Source organism: Caulobacter zeae, assembly GCF_002858925.1.
Classification (GTDB): domain Bacteria; phylum Pseudomonadota; class Alphaproteobacteria; order Caulobacterales; family Caulobacteraceae; genus Caulobacter; species Caulobacter zeae.
This window is the reverse complement of sequence record NZ_PJRS01000048.1, coordinates 26,350-47,660: the sequence shown is the minus strand read 5'-3', so window position 1 is coordinate 47,660 and position 21,311 is coordinate 26,350. Positions and strand designations below refer to the sequence as shown.

The following is a 21,311-nucleotide window of genomic DNA, read 5'->3' as shown; positions in this document are numbered from 1 at the left end:
AAAGGTCGCCCTCGTCGCCATCGCCAGGAAGCTCGTCGTCGCCGCCAACAGCATGCTCAAGGCCGGCCAGCCCTGGCTCAAACAGCCTTGACCCAACACAGTCGCCGGATAGCCGCTGCGCGGCTTCCGGGATGACGAAGATAGGGGGCTAGAACTTCACCTTCACGCCAGCGCTCCACATGGCTGGCTCGTCGGCCAGGCGGTAGACGATCAGGCCGGGGATGAAGACGGCGCCCGAAACGTAGTCCTTGGCGTCGAAGACGTTGCGGCCCTGCACGAACACCCGCCAGGCCGCCGAAGGCGATTCCCAGGCCAGGCTGGCGTTGACGCGGTCGACCGAGCCGATGCGGCCAGCCTCTGCGTTCGTCGCCTCGGCATAGCGCGGGCCGCGGTGGCTATAGTCGGCCGAGACGATGATCGCCCCGCCCTTCAACGCCTCCGGCTCGATGCGCCAGGAGCCGCCCACCTGGGCCTGGACCTTGGAGATCAGCGGCAGGGTGTCAGCGCCGGCCTGGGCGGCGGCGGTGGCGGGGTCGAGCTTCTCGTACTCGGCGTCGGTCAGGGCCAGCGAGGCGAAGAGATCCAGGCCCTTCACCGGCGTGGCGGCGGCCTCGACCTCAAGCCCGGCGATGCGGGCCTCGGCGGCGTTCTGGGTCAGGATCGAGCCGTTGCTGATGACGTTCTGCTGAAGGTCCTTCAGCTGCTGGACGTAGGCGGCCAGGTTCAGGCGGGCGCGGCGGTCGAAGGCCTCGATCTTGGCCCCGGCCTCGTAGGACCAGGCGGATTCGGGGTCGTAGGCCTTGGTGAAGATCGACGGCTCGGCGATCGACAGGGCCACGAAGCCGCCGGCGCGGTAGCCGCGGGCGATCGTGCCGTAGACCATGACGTCGTCGCTGGCCTCGTATTGAAGATTGAACTTCGGGGTCCAGACCTTCCACTCGCCCGCGTTGGATCGGCTGGTCAGGCTGGGCGGATAGGCGACCAGCCCGTTCTGGATCGTGCCGGCGATAGTCTTTTCGTCCCGGGTCCAGCGCAGACCGGCCGAGCCCTTGAGGCGCTCGGTGAAACGCCATTCCAGCTGGCCGTAGGCGGCGATGCTTTCCGAGGTCGCGTGGATCGTGGTCGGCAACAGCGGCACGGGGAACGGGCCGTAGATGCCCGAGCCGACGGTGTCGGACAGCACCTGGCTGCCGGTCTCCTTGAACCAGAACAGGCCGCCGATCCATTGCAGGCGGCCGCCGAAGGCCTCGCCCAGGGCCTGGAACTCCTGGCTGGCCTGCTCCTGCTGGGTGGAGCTGCCGCGCAGGAAGCCGGGAACAAGACCCGAGCCGGTGACCAGGCCGCCCGAGAAGTCCAGGTTCCAGCGATCGTCGAGACGCTGGTAGGCGGTGATCGACTTCAGCTCGATGCCGGAAAGGTCATAGCCCAGGTGCAGGGCCAGGCTCTTCTGTTCGGTCTTGGTGTCGGTGTTGAGCGGCGAGCGGGTCGAGCCGAATTCGCCGCCAGCCAGGGGCGCCAGGGTCGCGGGGTCGAGCGGCGAGAAGTGCTGGCCGTCGGTGTCGGTGCGGGCATAGGCGGCCGAGAAGGTCGCGCTGAGCGGGCCCGTGTCGACCAGGCCGAGGGAGAAGCGGGCGCCGGCGTCTCGGCGCTCGCCCACGCGGCGCTTGAGGGCGGTGTTCTGCTGCCAGCCGTCGCGGTCGGAGAACAGGGCCGAGACCGTGGCCCCGACATGGTCGGTGATCCTGCCGCCGGCGCTGCCCCGGTAACGTTGCAGGCCGTAGTCGCCCCACGAGGCTTCGACGAAGCCGCCGGGCGCGTCGCCGGGCTGGCGGGTGACGTACTTCAGCGCGCCGGTCATGGAGTTGCGGCCGTAGAGCGTGCCCTGCGGCCCGCGCAGCACCTCAACCCGCGTGATGTCGGCCAGGTCCAGGTTCGCGACGGACAGGCGGGCCTGGTAGACGTCGTCGACATAGATGCCGACGGGCGGCTCCGACGTGATCATGCCGCCGGTCTGGTCCAGCGCGCCGCGCAGGGCCACCTGCACCGTCGAGGGCGAAGCGCTGATCTGAGAGACATAGAGACTGGGCACGGCCGCGCCGAGGGCCTCGGCCCTGGTGATCTGCAACTGGTCGAGCGCCTTCGCGCCGAAGGCGCTGACGGCCACGGGCGCGTCCTGAAGTTTCTGCTCGCGCCGCTGGGCGGTGACGACCAGGTCCTCGACCGCGACCGGCGCCTCCTGGGCCACGGCCGGCGCCGCGCCGACCAGCATCGCCGCTATCGAAGCGCCCCATAGAACCGACTTCTGCATGTATCCGCTCCCCCTCTGGTGGAGCGATCAGGAAGGAAAGGCCCGTGCGCTGGCGCAAATCCGCCCTCGCCGGCGCCCGCTGGTCGGACAGGCTTTCGGGAAATTCCGGCGGATTGTCAGGAAAGCGGCGCGGCTGCGCCCGCGGTCACCAGTTGGTCTTGACCAGCTTGACCATGAAGCGGCCGTCCTGGACGCGTTCGTCCTCGGCGCGGACGCTGACCGAGAACTCGGCCGGGATGTCGAACGGACGGATCAGGCTGAAGTCGACGCCCTCGTCGCCCATGGTGCCGCCGCCCAGGCCGATCGAGGCGATCTGGCGGCCGTCCAGGGTCAGGGCCGAGCGGACATTGGCGCGGGCCACCGGGATCGAGGCCGGCAGGACCATGGAGCGTGTGGCGTTCATGTCGACCGACACGCTGACATAGTTGGACTTGGGCAGGTCGCCGAAGCCGAACAGCCGCGACAGCGACGAGCGGACGCCCGCCTCGCGCTTGTTCAGCGACGCGCCCAGCGCCAGGGCGCGGGGGCTGGGCCCCTGGTCGGCCTTGGCCGTCATGTTCAGATTGAAGTCGTAGGTCGGCTGCTCGATGCTGCCGGCGACCTTGGCCACGAAGGTGGTGCTTTCGGCGTCGGACGACAGGTCGAGCGGCAGGGCCGCCGAATAACCCGTAAAGCGGCCATCGTTGGACGACACCGACAGGTCGGGCTTCCTGATCGCCTGGGCCATCACCGGGACAGCCGTCATCGACAGCGCGAACGCGCCGCCAAGGATCAGGCTCTTAACGGTTGCACCCCGCATGCCCCTTCCCTAACCACCTGAGGTATTAACGGCAAGCTGCCTTCCGTCAGGAAAGCGACTCCGCCCTCGCCTTTTATTAGAGTCGCCCAGGAGACAGGCGCCGTCCGGCCGTCACGTCGGCGGCAAAGGCGAGGCCAGCCTTGCCTCCGCCCCCCGTTTCCTGTAGTAGCGCGCGTTCTCACGGAAGGCGGTCTTGCGCGAACCCTTCACGGGGCCGGGATTATCCCGCTCGTCGCACAGGATCCATCGTGGTCGTCGGACTTCCGCCGCCGACTGCGCCGCTTTCCATAACGGAAGAGGAAAACATGTCGTTCTACGAACACGTGGTCATCGCGCGGCAGGACATCTCGCCGCAACAGGCCGAAGCTCTCAACGAGCAAATCAAGACCCTGATCGAAGAAGGTGGTGGTCACATCGCCAAGATCGAATACTGGGGTCTGCGTAACCTCACCTACCGCATCAAGAAGAACCGCAAGGGTCACTATTCCCTGCTCGCCATCGACGCCCCGGCGCCGGCGGTGAAGGAAATGGAACGCCAGCTGTCGATCAACGAAGACGTGCTGCGCTTCATGACCATCCGCGTGGAAGAGCTGGACCTGGAACTGTCGCCGGTTCTGGCCCGTCGCGACCGCGAGCGCAGCGATCGCCCCGAGCGTTCGGACCGCCCTGAGCGTTCGGAACGCCCTGAGCGCCCGCGCGAAGACTTCGCTCCGCAAGCGTAAGGGAGAAATAGATCATGACCGATACGACTGCTCCCGAAGCCGCGGCTCCGGCCGCCGCCACCGGCGGCGCTCGCCGTCCGTTCTTCCGTCGCCGCAAGGTTTGCCCGTTCTCGGGCGCCAACGCTCCGAAGATCGACTACAAGGACGTGAAGCTGCTGCAGCGTTACGTTTCCGAACGCGGCAAGATCGTGCCGTCGCGCATCACCGCGGTGTCGGCCAAGAAGCAACGCGAACTGGCCAAGGCCATCAAGCGCGCCCGCTTCCTGGCTCTGCTCCCCTACGTCGTGAAGTAAGGGAGACGCCACGATGAAAGTGATCCTGCTCGAACGAGTCGAAGGCAAGGGCGTCCTGGGCGACGTGGTGACGGTGAAGGACGGGTTCGCCCGTAACTACCTGCTGCCGCGCAACAAGGCTCTCCGCGCCAACTCGAACAACCTGAAGGCTTTCGAAGCGCAACGCGCCGAGATCGAAGCCCGCAACGTCCGCAACCGCGAAGCCGCCGGCAAGTCCGGTGAGGCGCTGGACGGCACGCAGTACGTGATGATCCGTCAAGCTGGCGAAAGCGGCCAGCTGTACGGTTCGGTCGCGGGCCGCGACGTCGCCGACGCCATCAAGGCCGAAGGCGGCAAGGTCGACCGCTCGATGATCGTGCTGGACAAGCCGATCAAGACGCTCGGCGTCCACGAAGTGAAGGTGAAGCTGCACGCTGACGTGACCGTGACGGTCACGCTCAACATCGCGCGCAGCGCCGACGAAGCCGAGCGCCAGGCGCGCGGCGAAAACGTCATCGCCTCGCAGTTCGAGGAAGAGCGCCTGGCCGACGCCGAAGCCGCCCAGGACCTCCTGGAAGGCGGCGCTGGCTCGCAAGAAGGCGACTACGAAGCCTGATTTTTCAGGACCTTCGCAGACGAATGAGAACGGCGCGGAGCAATCCGCGCCGTTTTTTTCTGCGCCGAAACCTAGAATTGCTCAGATTGTAGGACGAGCGGCGTTCGCGCAGGTTGAGCCTGTCTAACCGCCTGTCGGCCAGAACGAGACGCGAAAGCGCCCCCGACCGACAGCGTTTTGAGGGGATTACACCATGCGTACTCAACTGCTGCTGCTCGCCGCCGCCTCGGCTTCGGCCCTGGCCGTCTCCACCGCCAACGCTCAGCCCACCGACGACCAGACCGCCGTCGAGGAAGTCGTCGTCACTGGCACCCGCACCGCCGGCCGCTCGCGCCTCGACACCGTCTCGCCCGTCGACGTGGTCGACAGCAAGGCGCTGACCCGCCAGGGCTCGACCGAACTGGCCCAGGCGCTGTCGACCCTGGCGCCGTCGCTGAACTTCCCGCGCCCGTCGGCCGTGGACGGCACCGACTCGGTGCGTCCCGCCACGCTGCGCGGCCTGGCGCCCGACCAGACCCTGGTGCTGCTGAACGGCAAGCGCGGCCACGCCGCGGCCCTGGTCAACGTCAACGGCTCGGTCGGCCGCGGCTCGGCCGCCTTCGACCTCAACACCATCCCGACCGCCGCCCTCGACCGCGTCGAGATCCTGCGCGAAGGCGCGGCGGCCCAATACGGCTCGGACGCCATCGCCGGCGTCGTCAACCTGCGCCTTCGCGAAGCGCGCAGCGGTGGCGGCGCGACCGCCAGCTACGGTCTCTACAACACCGAGGTGAAGACCTCGCGCGACACCGACGGCCGCAAGGCCACCGACGGCGTCACCTACACCGCGTCGGTCTGGCAGGGCTTCGGCATCGGCGAGGACGGCTACCTGACGGTCACCGCCGACTGGTCCAAGCGCAACCCGACCAACCGCAGCGACGTCTCGTCGGCCTTCAGCCCGGGCGTCGTCACCGCCCGCTACGGCGACGCCGAGATCGAGAGCAAGTCGCTGTTCGCCAACGCCGGCGTTCCGATCGGCGAGACCTGGAAGGCCTATGGCTGGCTGGGCTACCAGCACCGCGACGGCGAAAGCGCCGCCTTCCCGCGCCTGGCCAACAACGCCGCCAACATCCCGTCGATCTATCCCAACGGCTTCCTGCCCAAGATCGCCACCGACATCGACGACTACAACGCCGCCTTCGGCGCCAAGGGCGAGGCCGGCGCCTACACGATCGACGCCAGCTTCACCTACGGCCAGAACGACATCGAATACGGGGTCAAGGACAGCCTGAACGCCTCGTACGGCCCGGCCTCGCCGACCTCGTTCAAGGCCGGCTCGATGCGCTACCGCCAGGCCGTGGCTTCGCTGGACATCACCCGCCCGCTGGCCATCGCCGCCTTCGCCCAGCCCTCGACCCTGGCCTTCGGCGCCGAGTACCGGAAGGAAAGCTACGACATCGTCGCCGGCGAGCAGGCCTCGTGGGCCAACGGCGGCTACAACGGCCTGGCGGCCGGCGCGCAAGGCTTCCCGGGCTTCCGCCCGAGCAACGCTGTCGACGTCAGCCGCGACAACTACAGCTTCTATGTCGACCTCGACAGCCAGGTGACCGACAAGCTGGACGTCGATATCGCCGCGCGCTTCGAGGACTATTCGGACTTCGGCACCAAGACGACCGGCAAGATCGCCGCCCGTTACGACATCCTCGACGGCTTCGCCGTGCGCGGCGCGGTGTCGACCGGCTTCCGGGCCCCGGCCCTGCAACAGCAGTACTTCACCGCCACCTCGACCAACATCATCAGCGGCACGGCCACCGAGGTCGGCACCTTCCCGGCCACCAGCCCGGTCTCGGCCGTACTGGGCGCCAAGGCGCTGGAGCCGGAAGAGAGCACCAACTACTCGCTGGGTCTCGTCTATCACCGCGGCCCGTTCGAGGTGACGGTCGACGCCTACCAGATCGACATCGACAACCGCATCGTGCTCTCGGAAAACATCCAGGGCAGCGCCACCGGCACGGCGACCCAGCAGGCGATCTACGCCCTGCTCGCCCCCTATGGCGTGACCACGGCGCGCTTCTTCATCAACGGCGTCGACACGACGACCAAGGGCGTGGACGTGGTGGTGCGCTACCGCCTCGACGCGGCCGAGGCCGGACGCTTCGACCTGACCCTGGCGGGCAACTACAACGAAACCGAGGTCACCCGCCTGCCGACGACCAACACCCTGTCGTCTCTGCCGGTCCCCCCGGCCCTGTTCGCCCGCGTCAACGTCCAGACCTTCGAACGCGGCACCCCGCGCACGAAGTTCGTGGCCAGCGGCGACTGGAGCAAAGGCCCCTGGGGCGCGACGCTGAAGCTGACCGGCTATGGCACCGTGCTGCAACCCAACGCCACGGCCTCGCTGGACTACTGGACCGGCCGCAAGGCGGTGATCGACCTGGAAGCCCGTCGCACCTTCGCCGACAAGCTGACCTGGGCCGTTGGCGCCAACAACCTGTTCGACGAATACCCCAACCGCACGCCGGCGGCCGTCAACAGCACCAGCGGCGTGGTGGGCTTCCCCAACTACTCGCCGTTCGGTTTCAACGGCCGGTTCCTCTACACCCGCCTCAGCTACAACTGGTAAGTTGACCTAGGGTAAGACTCGAAGGGGACGCGGCGATCAGCCTGCGTCCCCTTTTGTCGCTTCGAAGATATACACAGAACATCCCCATCCATCTGCGCCGTTGACCACGCTCCGAACGCGCGTCGCGGCCTCGTTCGCGTTAACTTATGGCGATGTCCCTGGTCCCAGCTCTCGACCTGCGCCCGCCCGCGCAGGATGCCCCTCAGATCTCCGTCGCACCGCACAACCTGGAAGCCGAGCAGGCGCTGCTGGGCGTGCTGCTGTACGACAACTCGGCCTATGAGCGGTTGACCGACAGCCTGCAGGGACGCCACTTCTACGAGCCCTTCCACCAGCGGCTGTTCCAGTCGATCGAGACGCACATCCGCAAGGGCCAGCTGGCCGAGCCGATCCTGCTGGCCGACGAGTTCAAGCGCGATCCGGCGTTCGAGGAGCTGGGCGGCATCCGCTACCTGGCCGACCTCGTCGACCGCGCCCCGCCGGCCGCCAATGTCGGCGACTATGCCCGGGCGGTGTTCGACCTGGCCCTGCGCCGCGACCTGATCCGCATCGGCGGCGAGATCGCCTCGGCCGCCCACGGCCACGGCGACGAGAAACGCCCGGCCCGCGACCAGATCGAGGCGGCCGAACAGCAGCTCTACACCCTGGCCGAAAGCGGCACGGCCAGCTCCGGCTTCGTCAGCTTCGGCGACGCCCTGCGCGGCGCCGTGGAGATGACCGCCGAAGCCTTCCAGCGCGACGGCGGCATGTCGGGCCTGGCGTCCGACCTGATCGACCTCGACCAGAAGATCGGCGGCCTCCATCCGTCGGACTTGATCGTGCTGGCCGGTCGTCCGTCGATGGGCAAGACAGCGCTTGCGACCAACATCGCCTTCAACGTCGCCAAGAAATACGCCTGGGAGCCCCAGCCCGACGGCAGCCGCAAGACCGTCAACGGCGGCGTGGTGGCCTTCTACTCGCTGGAAATGAGCGCCGAGCAGCTAGCCCTGCGTATGCTGGCCGACGCCTCGGGCGTGTCGGGCGACAAGCTCCGCAAGGGCGAGATCGACGCCAGCGAGTTCGGGCGCGTGCGCGACGCGGCCATGGAGTTGCAGGAAGCGCCGCTCTACATCGACGCCACCGGTGGTATCTCGATCGCCAAGCTGACCGCCCGGGCCCGACGCCTGAAGCGCCAGGTCGGCCTCGACCTCATCGTCGTCGACTACCTGCAGCTGGTCACCGGCTCGGACCTCGGTTCGAACGCCAGCCGCGTGCAGGAAGTCTCGCAGATCACCATGGGCCTCAAGGCCCTGGCCAAGGAACTGGCCTGCCCGGTCATCGCCCTGTCGCAGCTGTCGCGTCAGGTCGAAAGCCGCGACGACAAGCGCCCGCAGCTGTCTGACCTTCGTGAATCCGGCTCGATCGAGCAGGACGCCGACATGGTGTGGTTCGTGTTCCGCGAAAGCTACTACGTGGGCCGGGCCGAGCCGCGCGAAGGCACGCCCGAGCACCTGACCTGGCAAGAGGAAATGGACAAGCTGCAAGGCCTGGCCGAGGTGATCATCGCCAAGCAGCGTCACGGTCCGATCGGCACGGTGCGCCTGTCGTTCAACAGCGACACCACGCGCTTCGGCAACCTGTCGCGCGACCACTATTTCCACCAGATGCGCAGCGGCGACGACGAATAGCCGCCTCGCGCTTTACCTCCGGATGCGCGTCGGGCAACGCTCGGCGCGCGATTCAGAGAAAGAGCGCCGCCAGATGGAATTCAGCCCCCTGCCCGTCTCGACCTTCGTCGGGGCGTTCCTGCTGGCCTTTCCGGCCCTGTTCTCGATCGTCAATCCGGTCGGGGCGGCGCTGATCTTCCACCAAATGCTGGCCGACCATCCGGCCGAGACGCGCAAGCGGCTGGCGCCGACCATCGCGCTCTACGCCTTCTTCATCCTGCTGGGCTCGCTGCTGCTGGGCGGCTACGTGCTGAACTTCTTCGGGGTCAGCCTGGGCGCCCTGCGCGTGGCCGGCGGCCTGGTGGTGGCGATCCGCGCCTGGGCCCTGCTGATGACCCCGGAAGAGCACGAAGAACGCAAGGCCGACCAGGCCAGCTCGCCCGCCAAGTCGCGCGCCGAAGACATGGCCTTCTTCCCGCTGACCATGCCGTTCACGACGGGACCAGGCGCGATCTCCGTGGCCATCGCGCTGTCGTCGCAGCGGCCGGCTGAAGGCCATTCGGTGGTTCCGTTCTTCATGGGCGCGAGCCTGGCCGTCGCCGTCATCGCCCTGATGGTCTGGGTGTTCTATCGCGCCTCGGACCGGGTGCTGTCGTTCCTGGGCGTCAACGGCGCGCGAGTGATGTCGCGGCTGATGGCGTTCCTCCTGATGTGCATCGGCGTGCAGATCGTCGCCAGCGGCGTCGAGGCGCTGGTGGGCCAGTTCCTGAGCACCCGCTAGGCCGCATCTCCACAGCATCTGCACTGGCCTTGCGGGCGCGGGTCGGCTACCTCCGCAGCCGTGACCGACGCCCGCCTGACCCTCGACCTCGACGCCCTCGCGGCCAACTACGCCCTGCTCAAGACGCAGACCGGCGACGCCGAACTGGCGCCGGCGGTAAAGGCCGACGGCTATGGCCTGGGCGCGGGTCTGGTCGCCCGCCGCCTGTGGGACGAGGGCGCGCGCAGCTTCTATGTGGCGCGCCTGTCGGAAGGCGTGGCGCTGCGCAAGGCGCTGGGCGAGCGCGAGGCCAGGATCCACGTGCTGGACGGCGCGACGCCGGGCTCGGGCCCCACTCTGGTGCAGGGCGGACTGATCCCGGTGCTCAACAGCCTGCCGCAGGTCGAGGCCTGGAACAGCCAGGCCGGCAAGGGCGTGCTGGAGGCGGCGATCCACGTCGACACCGGCATGAACCGGCTTGGCCTGCGCCACGAGGAGGCCGCCGTGCTGACGGCGTCGATGGACCGCCTCAAGCATCTGAACGTCTCGCTGGTGGTCAGCCACCTGGCCTGCGCCGGCGAGCCGGAGCATCCGCTCAACGCCCGCCAGCTGACCCGCTTCCGCGACGCGGCGGCGCTGTTTCCCAACGCCCGCAGGAGCCTGGCCAACTCGGCCGGGGTGTTCCTGGGCGGCGACTATCACTTCGACCAATGCCGGCCGGGCATCGCCCTCTATGGCGGCGGCCCGCGCGACGTGACCGACGCTCGGCTCAAAGCCGTGGCGACGCTGGAAGCGCCGATCCTGCAGGTGCGGGTCGTGCCGCGCGGCGAGTCGATCGGCTACGGCGCGGCCTTCACGGCCACGGAGACGACGCGGGTGGCGGTGCTGGCCTGCGGCTATGCCGACGGCGTGTTGCGCGGCTCCAGCCCCGCCGGCCACGTGTGGTTCGACGGCGCGCGCCGCCGCCTGCTGGGCCGGGTGTCGATGGACCTGATCGCCATCGACGTCACCGACTGCGACGCGGCGCGTCCCGGCGCCCTGGTCGAGCTGATCGGCCCCAACCTGCCGGTCGACGAAGCCGCCGCCGCCGCGGGCACAACGGCCTATGAACTGCTGGTGCGCCTGGCCGGCCGCGCCCGTCGCGTGGTGCTGGGCGAGGCCTGAAGGCCCCGCCCCACTGACCGCCTACCGCGCCAGGCTGTTCAGCTTGCGGGCGTCGACCGAGGCCACTGCGCGCTTGAGGTCGTCGATGCTTTCGGCGTCGCCATTGGCCTCGACAGAAAAGCGGTGGCCGATCACGACGGTGTAGCCGCCGGACTTGGCCTCGCGGTCCCACTTCTCGGTGGTCAGCTGGCCCCCGGCGGTGCTGGTCTTCTCGTAGCCGGTTTCGGTTTCCGAGGTGCTCTGGGCGTTCATGGCCGAGGCCATGGCCGTCATGCCGCCCAGCGCGCCCAGGTCGGTGACCGCCAGGGTGAAGCGCTTGCCGTCCTTCTCGTAGTCGCCGCGCGCCACCGACATGCCCATGCCGCCGGCGCCGCCGGAGCTGGATTCGACGGAGGTGCGCGCGTAGCCGCCGGCCGCGCCCGGCAGCAGGCCCTTGAGCACGTCCGGCGAGGTCAGGGGGATGTCCTTGCCGGCCTCGATCGAGGCGGCGGCCGCCTCCATCTTCTTGCTGGCCTCGTCCATCTTACCCAGGTCGTAGGTCTGGCCGCCGAGCGTCACCGAGCCGCTGTCGGCGCCCGCCACCTTCGAGGCCGCAATCCCGCCGCCGATCGCGGCCGCGCCGACGATGGCGCCGGTGATCATGCCGATGACGACATAGAGCACGATGGCGCAGATGACGGTCACGACCGTGTAGCCGATCGCCTTCTCCTTCGGCGCCTTCATCACCCGCGGCAGGCCCGTATAGAGCAGGTAGAGACCGTAGAGGCCCGCGAGGCCGCCGATGATCGCCAGCGGCGGGAACAGGCCGAAGATCCCGGCCACCCAGCCGGCGGTGCCGGAATAGGCAGCCACCTTGAAGGCCTGAAGCTTGTCCTTCCGCCCATCGAACGACGGCGCCAAGGCGTCGATGATCAGGCCCAGCACGAACACCGACAGCAGCGACAGGCCATAGCCGACGACCGCGCCGATGATCGCGCCGACGGGCGATGGCCGGATCGTCGCCAGACCCGGAATGCCGTGGCCGAACACCAGGCTGCCCACCAGGCCGGCCACGGGCGGGATCGCCGCCAGGATGCAGATGTAGCCGACATAGAGCCCCTTGATCGTGGCGGGCTCGGTGTCGATGCGCTCCCACTCGGGCGACGGCGTCAGCAGGATCCGCTTCACGCGGCCCACGAGATCGGAAGAAACGGCTCCGGGTTCGACCACGGACATCTAGGCGCCTCCAGCAAGATCCTGAATCTGCGCCCCCCGATACTTATCTACACCGAACACACCAAAAACGGGAACAAGGTTCGGCGACATCGCCACGCCCCCCCCTGCGTCCGCCTTTGGCGCAGGGCGGGTCCAGCCTGTAATCTGCACCCATTCGAGAATCAGGAGACCCCATGGCCCGCGACAGCGCCGCCTACGCCTGCCAGTCCTGCGGCGCGGTCCAGACCAAGTGGGCCGGGCAATGCCCCGCCTGCCAGAGCTGGAACACCCTCGTCGAAGAGGTCGGCGTACGCCCGCCCGGCGCCATGTCGACCTCAAAGGCCACGCGCGCGCGCGGCCTTCAGTTTACGGGCCTGGAAAGCGACACCCCCGCTCCGCCGCGCATCCTGACCGGCGTCGACGAGTTCGACCGGGTCTGCGGCGGCGGCGTGGTGCCCGGCTCGGCGATCCTGATCGGCGGCGACCCAGGCGTGGGCAAGTCCACGCTCCTGCTTCAGGTCTGCGCCAACGCCTCGAGCCGCGGCGTGGCCTGCGCCTACATCTCGGGCGAGGAGGCCGTCGAGCAGATCCGGGGCCGCGCCGACCGCATGGGCCTGGCCGGCGCGCCGGTGAAGCTGGCCGCCGAGAGCAGTCTGCGCGACATCCTCGACGGCCTCAAGCGCGACAGGTTCGACCTGGTGGTCATCGACTCGATCCAGACCATGTGGAGCGACGCCCACGAAGCCGGCCCCGGCACGGTGACACAGGTGCGCGCCTGCGCCACCGAGCTGGTGCGCCTGGCCAAGCAGAAGGGCGTGGCGATCCTGCTGGTCGGCCACGTCACCAAGGACGGCCAGATCGCCGGTCCGCGCGTGGTCGAGCACCTGGTCGACGCTGTGCTCAGCTTCGAGGGCGAGCGCGGCTATCCGTTCCGCATCCTGCGCGGCGCCAAGAACCGTTTCGGGGCCACCGATGAGATCGGCGTGTTCGAGATGGGCGACGTCGGCCTGCGCGAGGTGAAGAACCCTTCGGCCCTGTTCCTCAACGAAGGCGGCGAGCGGGCGGCGGGAGCCGCGGTGTTCGCCGGCATCGAAGGCTCGCGGCCCGTTCTGGTGGAATTCCAGGCCCTGGTCGCGCCCTCCGCGTACGGAACGCCCAGGCGCGCCGTGGTCGGATGGGACTCCGGGCGACTGGCCATGGTGCTGGCGGTGCTGGAATCGCGCTGCGGCCTTGGTTTTGGCGACAAGGACGTCTATCTGAACGTCGCCGGCGGGCTGAGGATCACCGAACCCGCCGCCGACCTCGCGGCGGCGGCTGCTTTGGCCTCTTCGGCCATGGATGTCGCCCTGCCGCAGGACTGCGTGGTGTTCGGCGAGGTCAGCCTCTCCGGCGAGATCCGGCCCGTGAGCCGAATGGAGTCGCGTTTGAAGGAAGCCGCCAAGCTCGGGTTCGGCCGCGCGCTGGGACCGCTGTCGGGCCTGCCCGAAGGCGGCGGCGCCCTGCCGGTGGCCGGCGCGGCGCGATTGGCCGACGCGGTCCGCCGAATCGAGAACGACATCTGGAGCTCGCACGCGTGACGCCGTTCGACATCATCGCCGGACTGATCCTGCTGGTTTCCGGCGCCGTCGGCTTCTTCCGCGGCGCCTCGCGGGAGCTGACCTCGGCGCTGTCGTTCATTCTCGCCGCCGTGGTGGCTCTCCTGGGCCTGCGCCTGACCGGCCCCCTCTTCCGTGAATTCATGGACCCGGACTGGGCGGCGACCGCCGCCGCCATCCTGGTCACCTTCGTCATCGCCTTCGTCGCCCTGCGCCTGATCGGCGGACAGCTGACCAAGACCCTGCACGCCGACGGGACGCTGGGCCTGCTGGATCGCCTGGTCGGCCTGGGTTTCGGCCTGCTGCGCGCGCTGGTGGTGCTGGGCGTGTTCAACCTCGTCTTCCACATGGCCACGCCGCGCGACCGCGTGCCGGCCTGGGTGTCGGAGTCGATGTTCTATCCGCTGTCCAACGCCAGCGCCCAGGTGCTGAAGGTGTTCGCCCCCAAGGGCGCGGGTCTGGCCGGCAAGCTGGCCCCCGCCATCGAGGACGCCGTCCGCGACGGGACCAGCGACAAACCGTCCAACGCCGAACGCGGCGAAGAAGGCTATGATAAGGACCAGCGTCGGAAGCTCGACGACCTGGTGGAGAAATCGCAATGACGTCTATCGGCCAGTCGACCGACCGCTTCTCGTCCGCGCCCTGGCGCGATCCCGAGGACGACACGCTGCGCCTGGAATGCGGCGTGTTCGGCGTGTTCGGCGCCCGTGACGCCGCCGCCATCGCGGCGCTGGGCCTGCACGCCTTGCAGCACCGCGGCCAGGAAGCCTGCGGCATCGCCGCCTTCGACGGCGCCCGCTTCCACACCGAACGCCACATGGGCCACGTCGGCGACGCCTTCACCGGCGCCGACCTCGTCCAGCGCCTGCCGGGCAACATGGCCATCGGCCACACCCGCTACTCCACGGCCGGCGGCAGCTTCATCCGCAACGTCCAGCCGATGTTCGCCGATCTCGAGACCGGCGGCCTAGCCCTGGCCCACAACGGCAACCTGACCAACTTCCTGACCCTGCGCGAGCGCCTGGTGCAGGAAGGCGCGATCTTCCAGTCGACTTCGGACAGCGAGGTGATCCTTCACCTGATCGCCCGCTCGCGCAAAGCCAAGATCGTCGACCGCTTCATCGACGCCATCGGCCAGATCGAAGGCGGCTACGCCCTGGTGGCCATCACCAACAAGAAGATGATCGGCGTTCGCGACCCGCTGGGCATCCGCCCGCTGGTGCTGGGCGACCTGGACGGCAAGCCCGTCCTGGCCTCCGAGACCTGCGCCCTCGACATGATCGGCGCCCGCTTCGTGCGCGACGTCGAGCACGGCGAGATGGTGGTGATCAGCGACACCGGCGTGAAGTCGCTGCGCCCGTTCGCGGCCCCGGCCGCCCGCCCCTGCGTGTTCGAATACGTCTACTTCGCCCGTCCCGACAGCGTCGTGAACGGCCGCTCGGTCTATGAAGTGCGCAAGCGCATGGGCCGTCGCCTGGCGATCGAGACCGGCGTCGAGGCCGACGTCGTCGTACCGGTGCCCGACAGCGGCGTGCCGGCGGCGATCGGTTACGCAGCCGAGAGCGGCCTGCCCTTCGACCTGGGCATTATCCGCAACCACTATGTGGGCCGCACCTTCATCCAGCCGACCCAGGGCGTCCGCGAACTGGGCGTGCGCATGAAGCACAGCCCCAACCGCGCCGTGCTGGAAGGCAAGCGCGTCATCCTGATCGACGACTCGATCGTGCGCGGCACCACCTCGCTGAAGATCGTGCGCATGGTCCGCGAGGCCGGCGCCAAGGAAGTGCACCTGCGCTCGGCCAGCCCGCCGATCAAGTGGCCCGACTTCTACGGCATCGATATGCCCGAGCGCGAACAGCTGCTGGCCGCCACCAAGTCGCTGGAAGAGATGGCCAAGTTCCTGGAAGTGGACAGCCTGGGCTTCTTGTCGGTGGAAGGCCTGTACGAGGCCCTGGAATGCGCCCCGCGCGATCCGGCCGCCCCGCAGTTCACCGACCACTACTTCACCGGCGACTACCCCACCCGCCTGACCGATCGCGAGATCGCCGAAGGCCGCAACGACCAGGCCGAAAAGCAGCTGTCGCTGCTGGTCAGCGCCTAATCAGCGCCTTTCAAGGGTCCTTCGACTTGTTCGGAGGACCCAAGCTGCGCTACCCCCGGTATGCGGCCCGCCTAGCTTGATCTTTCGGCCGCTCGGATCGCCCGGACGGACCGGGCGACGATCCATTTGAGAGTCGCTTCTTGGCCAATCCCATTTCCGCCGTCCTCTCCAAGCTGAAGATCGACGCCTACATCATCGCCCTGTTCGGCATGGTGGTGCTGGCCTCGTTCCTGCCGGTCCAGGGACAGGCGGCCGTGATCACCGGCTGGGTGGTCAAGCTGGCCATCGCCCTGCTGTTCTTCCTGCACGGCGCCAAGCTGTCGCGCGAGGCCGTTGTCGCCGGCGTCACCCACTGGCGCCTGCACCTGACGATCCTGGCGTTCACCTTCGTGCTGTTCCCGATCCTGGGCCTGGCCATCAGCAAGGTCGGGGTGCTGACGCCGACCATGGCGGCGGGCATGGTGTTCCTGGCCTGCCTGCCCTCGACGGTGCAGTCGTCGATCGCCTTCACCTCGATCGGGCGCGGCAACGTCGCCGCCGCCGTCTGCGCGGCCTCGGCCTCGAACCTGTTCGGCATCTTCCTGACGCCGGTGCTGGTCGGCCTGCTGATGAACGCCCACGGCGACGTCGGCGGCTGGGACTCGATCAAGTCGATCATCATCCAGCTGTTGCTGCCGTTCATCGCCGGCCAGATCGCCCGGCCGCTGGTCGGCAAGTGGATCGAGAAGCACAAAACCCTGGTGGGACGCGTCGACCGCGGCTCGATCCTGCTGGTGGTCTATTCGGCCTTCAGCGCCGCTGTGGTCGAGGGCCTGTGGCGCAAGGTCTCGCCGCTGGAGCTGATCACGCTGCTGCTGGTCTGCGGCGTGCTGCTGACGCTCGTCATGCTGGCCACCATGTGGGGCGCGCGCCTGCTGGGCTTCTCCAAGGCCGACGAGGTGGCGATCGTGTTCTGCGGCTCCAAGAAGAGCCTCGCGACCGGCGTGCCCATGGCAGGCATCCTGTTTCCCGGGGCCACGGCCGGCGTGTTGGTGCTGCCCCTGATGATCTTCCACCAGATCCAGCTGATGGCCTGTTCGGTCCTGGCGCAGCGCTATGCGGCGCGGCCGGCCGACGAAGACGCCTGATCACCCCGACAGATAAACGCCCGCGAGAGGCGCAGGAAACGCTCATGACCACCACCGACACGCCGCTGGCCGGCCGCATCGCCCTCGTCACCGGCGCTACGCGCGGCATCGGCGCCGCCATCGCTCTTGGCCTGGCCAAGGCTGGCGCTCACGTCATCGCCATCGGCCGCACCCAGGGCGCGCTGGAAGCCCTGGACGACGCGATCTTCGCCGCCACGGGCGAGCACGCCACCCTCGTGCCGCTGGACCTGCGCGAAGCCGACGGCCTGGATCACCTGGGCGCGGCCCTGCACCAGCGCTTCGGCAAGCTGGACATCCTGGTCGGCGCGGCCGGCGTGCTGGGCGCCCTCACGCCCGTCGGGCACCTGGACCCCAAGGGCTGGGACATGATCCTGTCGACCAACCTGACGGCCAACTGGCGGCTGATCCGGGCCATGGACCCGCTGCTGCGCGCCTCGGACGCCGGCCGGGCGATCTTCCTGACCAGCAGCGTCGCCAAGAGCCACCGGGCCTTCTGGGGCGCCTACGCCGCTTCAAAAGCTGGCCTGGAAGCCATCGTCGACTGCTATGCCGACGAGATGGAGAACACCAAGGTCCGCGCCTTCAGCATCGACCCCGGCGCCATGCGCACCAAGATGCGGGCCGGCGCCTTCCCGGGCGAGGATCCGATGACCGTGCAGGACCCGGCCGAGATCGCCCCCTTCGTCGTCGACCTGGCTCGCCCTGGCCGCGAGCCGCCCAAGGGCGTGGTCCGCTTCAAGGAACGAGGTCAAGAGTCAGCAAGCGTCAGCGCTTGACTGAACCCCGTAAACATTCGCAGGTTTAGTTGAACCGTATACAATACAGACTAGTCCAAAAACTTTCGCAACTGACGGAAAATACGGATTTTCTGCGGTCAAGCTGGTGGTCGACTCCACGACACAAGACCCAAAAACATTAAACTGCGACAACCTGACGCAGACGACGCTTTCGGAAACCGGCGCTCGTTAAGCATGGAATAAGACTCGAAGTCTCACCCTAAGGATGCAGCGCTGCCTGGGCGCGATCCCTCGGGGGTTTGAACAATGCCGTTTGCGTTCAAGCGTGGCCGCGCCGCGGCCGACGAGCGTCTCGCCGAGTTGGAAGCCACCGTCGCGGCGATCCATCGCTCGCAGGCCGTCATCGAGTTCCAGCTCGATGGCACCATCCTGGCGGCCAACACCAACTTCCTGAAGACGGTGGGCTATTCGCTGGACGAGATCCGCGGCCGCCATCACAGCATGTTCGCCGATCCCGACTTCGCCCGCAGCGACGAGTACAAGCAGTTCTGGCTGAACCTGGGCCGCGGCGAATTCTTCGCCGGCAAGTTCCAGCGCCAGGGCAAGGGCGGCGTCGAGATCTGGATCCAGGGCGCCTACAACCCGGTGTTCGACGCCGCGGGCAAGCCCTGCAAGGTCATCAAGTTCTGCACAGACATCACCCAGGCCGAGCAGGAGCGGATGACCAACGAGGCCCTGCGCCGCACCGAGGCCGAACAGGGCGCCGTTGTCCTGACCCTGGCCGACAACCTCAAGCGCCTGGCCGGCGGCGACCTGACCGCCGACATCACCGCCGCCTTCGACGGTCGCTTCGCCTCGATCAAGAGCGACTACAACGCCGCCCTCCAGTCGCTGCGCCAGGCGATGACCGAGATCGGCCAGTCGACGCAGGGCGTGCACAACGGCTCCAACGAGATCACCGGGGCTTCGGAAGACCTCTCCAAGCGCACCGAACAGCAGGCGGCCTCCCTGGAAGAGACCGCCGCGGCGCTGGACGAGATCACCGCCACCGTGCGCCGCAGCGCCGAGGGGGCCCGTGCGGCCTCGACCGCCGCCTCGACCACAAGGCAGGAAGTCACCCGCTCGGGCGAGATCATGCGCGACGCCATCGCCGCCATGGGCGAGATCGAGCAGAGCTCGGGCAAGATCGGCCAGATCATCGGCGTCATCGACGAGATCGCCTTCCAGACCAACCTCCTGGCCCTCAACGCGGGCGTCGAGGCGGCTCGCGCCGGCGAGGCCGGCCGCGGGTTCGCCGTGGTCGCCCAGGAAGTGCGGGCGCTCGCCCAGCGCTCGGCCGAGGCGGCCAAGGAGATCAAGAGCCTGATCGCCAACAGCAGCAGCCAGGTCGATCGCGGCGCCAAGCTGGTGAGCGACACCGGCCAGTCCCTGACCGGCATCGTCGGCCGCATCGCCGAGATCGACACCCTGATTTCGGAGATCGCCCAGTCGGCCCATGAACAGGCCACCGGCCTCAACCAGGTCAACACCGCCATCAACCAGATGGACCAGGTGACCCAGCGCAACGCCGCCATGGTCGAGGAGGCCACGGCCGCGGCCGCCTGCCTGCGCAACGAGGCCTCGTCGCTGGCCGAGCTGGTCTCGCGCTTCGAGACCGGGGCTGCGCCCGCCCAGGCGATCGCTCGCCCGGCGTCGCCGGCCCCGCGTCCGGCCGCCGAGAACCCGGTCGCCGCCGCCCACAGCCGTATCGCCCAGTCGTTCCGACCGGGCGTCGCCGTCGGCCAGGACTGGGAGGAGTTCTAGGCTCCTCCCCGCCTTGAGCTAGCGCCCCTTGGGCTTTCCGCCGGGCGTCTTGTTGCCCCGCACGACGCGCGAGCCGGCAACCGGACGGCGCGGGCCGCCGGCCTTCCCGCCGGCCGTCTTGGTCCCGACCTTGTAGCTCGGGGTGGTCGAGACCTTCTTCTGGGCCTTGGGCCCCTGCGGTTTCACCGACTTGACGGCCGCCTTGCCGGGGTCGGACTTGGTCGCCTCCCCCTTGCCGGCGTCGGCCTTGATCGCCCCGGCCTTGCCGGAGACGGCCTTGGCCGAGACAGCCTTGGTCGAAGCTGCCTTGCCCGCGGCGACCGCGCCGGCGTCCGCCGACGCTTCGGCCAGGATCGCCGCCCTCTGGGCCGATTTCTTGACCGTGTTGCGCGAGGCCTTCAGGCGGGCCTTCTCGGCTTCCTTCTTCTCGAAGGCGCGCTTGCCCTTAACAACATACCCCTGGTCGGCGTCGGCATAGGGGTTGGCGCCCGACTTGATGGTGATGCGCAGCGGCACGCCCGGCAGGTCGAAGCTTTCGCGCAGGCTGTTGACCAGATAGCGGCGATAGTGGTCGGGCATCTGGTCGGCGCGGCTGGAGAACAGCACGAACGTCGGCGGACGCGCCTTGGTCTGGGCCATGTACTTGGGCTTCACGCGCTTGCCGTTGACGGCCGGCGGCGGGTGGCGCTGCATGGCCAGTTGCAGCCAGTCGTTCAGGTCGCGGGTCTTGACCTTGGTCGACCAGTCGCGGTGCGTCTTGATCACGGCCGGCATCAGGCGCTCGACACCGCGGCCGGTCTCGCCCGACAGCGCCACCACCGGCGCGCCGCGCAGCTGGGGCAGCATGCGCTCGGCGTGCTCGTTGAACTCCTTGAGGATCTGGCCCGGATCCTCGATCAGGTCCCACTTGGCCAGCACGAACACGACGCAGCGCCCTTCCCGCTCGGCCAGGTCGGCGATCTGCAGGTCCTGGGTCTCGAACGGATGGGTGGCGTCCATCACCAGCAGCACGACCTCGGCGAAGGTCATCGAGCGGATGGTGTCCTGGGTCGAGAGCTTCTCGAGCTTCTCGTTGACCTTGGCCTTCTTGCGCAGGCCGGCGGTGTCGACGAGGCGGATCTTGCGGCCGTCCCAGGTCCAGTCGACCGAGATCGAATCGCGGGTGATGCCCGCCTCCGGGCCGGTCAGCAGGCGCTGCTCGCCGATCAGGCGGTTGACCAGGGTCGACTTGCCGGCGTTCGGACGGCCGATGATGGCGATCTTGATCGGCTTGGTGTCGTCGTCGTCGTCCTCGAACTCTTCCTGCAGCTCCTCGGGCGTCACCGCCAGAAGCGCCGCGTAGAGGTCGGCCATGCCCTCGCCGTGCTCGCCGCTGATCGGGATCGGCTCGCCCAGGCCCAGCTGGTGGGCTTCCGCGGCGCCGATCTCAGCCTGCTTGCCTTCGGACTTGTTGGCCGCGACCACGACCGGCTTGTTCCGGCGGCGCAGCATCTCCGCGAAGATCCGGTCGAGCGGCGTCAGGCCCTCGCGGGCGTCGAACACGAAGAGGGCCACGTCGGCCTCGTCGATCGCCAGCTCGGTCTGGGCGCGCATGCGCGACTCGAGGCTCTCGTCGGTGACGTCCTCGAAGCCGGCGGTGTCGATCAGCTCCAGATCGAGGTCGCCGAGGCGGCCGTGCGCGAACCGGCGGTCACGGGTGACCCCCGGCTGGTCGTCGACAAGGGCCAGCTTCTTGCCGGCGAGGCGGTTGAACAGCGTGGACTTGCCCACATTGGGGCGGCCGACGATGGCGAGTTTCAAAGGCATAGGCGGTCAGTAGTCGATTTTTCGGGTCCCGGCAAAGC

At 68.5% G+C, this 21,311-nt stretch carries 17 protein-coding genes; 13 read left to right on the top strand and 4 right to left on the bottom strand.

Annotation, left to right across the window (positions count from 1 at the left end; translation table 11 throughout):
* Positions 1-148 precede the first annotated feature (148 nt).
* Both SGCZBJ_RS23340 and SGCZBJ_RS23335 read right to left on the bottom strand, forming a co-directional pair.
* Positions 149-2,308 (bottom strand): TonB-dependent receptor, encoded by a 2,160-nt coding sequence (locus tag SGCZBJ_RS23340; RefSeq protein ID WP_101720312.1) that lies wholly within the window; start codon positions 2,306-2,308, stop codon positions 149-151.
* Between the two features lie 145 nt (positions 2,309-2,453).
* Positions 2,454-3,107, bottom strand: coding sequence for a hypothetical protein (locus SGCZBJ_RS23335; RefSeq protein WP_101720311.1), 654 nt, complete (start codon positions 3,105-3,107; stop codon positions 2,454-2,456).
* A 305-nt stretch (positions 3,108-3,412) separates the two neighbouring features.
* Here SGCZBJ_RS23335 and rpsF point away from each other — a divergent pair, with 305 nt between their 5' ends.
* The 7 genes from rpsF to alr all read left to right on the top strand — a co-directional run bounded on the left by rpsF (position 3,413) and on the right by alr (position 10,889).
* Positions 3,413-3,829, top strand: a complete 417-nt coding sequence (gene rpsF, locus SGCZBJ_RS23330) for a 30S ribosomal protein S6 (RefSeq protein WP_058346421.1) — start codon at positions 3,413-3,415, stop codon at positions 3,827-3,829.
* Between the two features lie 14 nt (positions 3,830-3,843).
* On the top strand, positions 3,844-4,122 hold the full coding sequence (gene rpsR / locus SGCZBJ_RS23325; RefSeq protein ID WP_101720310.1) for a 30S ribosomal protein S18: 279 nt from the start codon (positions 3,844-3,846) through the stop codon (positions 4,120-4,122).
* Between the two features lie 13 nt (positions 4,123-4,135).
* Positions 4,136-4,717 carry a 50S ribosomal protein L9 gene (gene rplI, locus SGCZBJ_RS23320; protein ID WP_058346419.1) on the top strand — a complete coding sequence of 194 codons (582 nt, stop codon included), beginning with the start codon at positions 4,136-4,138 and terminating at the stop codon, positions 4,715-4,717.
* 193 nt (positions 4,718-4,910) lie between these two features.
* Complete coding sequence (locus SGCZBJ_RS23315) at positions 4,911-7,319, top strand: TonB-dependent receptor plug domain-containing protein (RefSeq protein ID WP_101720309.1); 2,409 nt, start codon at positions 4,911-4,913, stop codon at positions 7,317-7,319.
* A gap of 146 nt (positions 7,320-7,465) precedes the next feature.
* Complete coding sequence (locus SGCZBJ_RS23310) at positions 7,466-8,986, top strand: replicative DNA helicase (protein ID WP_101720308.1); 1,521 nt, start codon at positions 7,466-7,468, stop codon at positions 8,984-8,986.
* A gap of 73 nt (positions 8,987-9,059) precedes the next feature.
* Complete coding sequence (locus tag SGCZBJ_RS23305; protein ID WP_101720307.1) at positions 9,060-9,746, top strand: MarC family protein; 687 nt, start codon at positions 9,060-9,062, stop codon at positions 9,744-9,746.
* Between the two features lie 60 nt (positions 9,747-9,806).
* Entirely contained in the window at positions 9,807-10,889 is a 1,083-nt protein-coding gene (gene alr / locus SGCZBJ_RS23300; RefSeq protein WP_101720306.1) for an alanine racemase, read from the top strand.
* Between the two features lie 21 nt (positions 10,890-10,910).
* On the opposite strand, the gene SGCZBJ_RS23295 is transcribed toward alr, so the two are convergent.
* Entirely contained in the window at positions 10,911-12,104 is a 1,194-nt protein-coding gene (locus tag SGCZBJ_RS23295; RefSeq protein WP_101720305.1) for a Yip1 family protein, read from the bottom strand.
* Positions 12,105-12,277: 173 nt separating this feature from the next.
* Between SGCZBJ_RS23295 and radA the strand changes: the two genes are divergently transcribed.
* The 6 genes from radA to SGCZBJ_RS23265 all read left to right on the top strand — a co-directional run bounded on the left by radA (position 12,278) and on the right by SGCZBJ_RS23265 (position 19,467).
* A complete protein-coding gene (gene radA / locus SGCZBJ_RS23290; RefSeq protein ID WP_101720304.1) occupies positions 12,278-13,660 on the top strand; it encodes a DNA repair protein RadA in 1,383 nt (460 codons plus the stop codon).
* Positions 13,657-14,280, top strand: a complete 624-nt coding sequence (locus SGCZBJ_RS23285; protein ID WP_101720303.1) for a CvpA family protein — start codon at positions 13,657-13,659, stop codon at positions 14,278-14,280. Before radA ends, SGCZBJ_RS23285 begins: the two co-directional genes overlap by 4 nt.
* A complete protein-coding gene (gene purF, locus SGCZBJ_RS23280; protein ID WP_101720302.1) occupies positions 14,277-15,779 on the top strand; it encodes an amidophosphoribosyltransferase in 1,503 nt (500 codons plus the stop codon). Before SGCZBJ_RS23285 ends, purF begins: the two co-directional genes overlap by 4 nt.
* A gap of 140 nt (positions 15,780-15,919) precedes the next feature.
* A complete protein-coding gene (locus tag SGCZBJ_RS23275) occupies positions 15,920-16,906 on the top strand; it encodes a bile acid:sodium symporter family protein (RefSeq protein ID WP_101720301.1) in 987 nt (328 codons plus the stop codon).
* Positions 16,907-16,950: 44 nt separating this feature from the next.
* On the top strand, positions 16,951-17,703 hold the full coding sequence (locus tag SGCZBJ_RS23270) for an SDR family NAD(P)-dependent oxidoreductase (RefSeq protein WP_101720300.1): 753 nt from the start codon (positions 16,951-16,953) through the stop codon (positions 17,701-17,703).
* 267 nt (positions 17,704-17,970) lie between these two features.
* Positions 17,971-19,467: a methyl-accepting chemotaxis protein gene (locus tag SGCZBJ_RS23265; protein ID WP_101720299.1), complete on the top strand. Its 1,497-nt coding sequence runs from the start codon at positions 17,971-17,973 to the stop codon at positions 19,465-19,467.
* A gap of 18 nt (positions 19,468-19,485) precedes the next feature.
* Here SGCZBJ_RS23265 and der read toward each other — a convergent pair whose 3' ends face one another.
* On the bottom strand, positions 19,486-21,273 hold the full coding sequence (gene der / locus SGCZBJ_RS23260) for a ribosome biogenesis GTPase Der (protein WP_101720298.1): 1,788 nt from the start codon (positions 21,271-21,273) through the stop codon (positions 19,486-19,488).
* Positions 21,274-21,311: the final 38 nt, after the last annotated feature.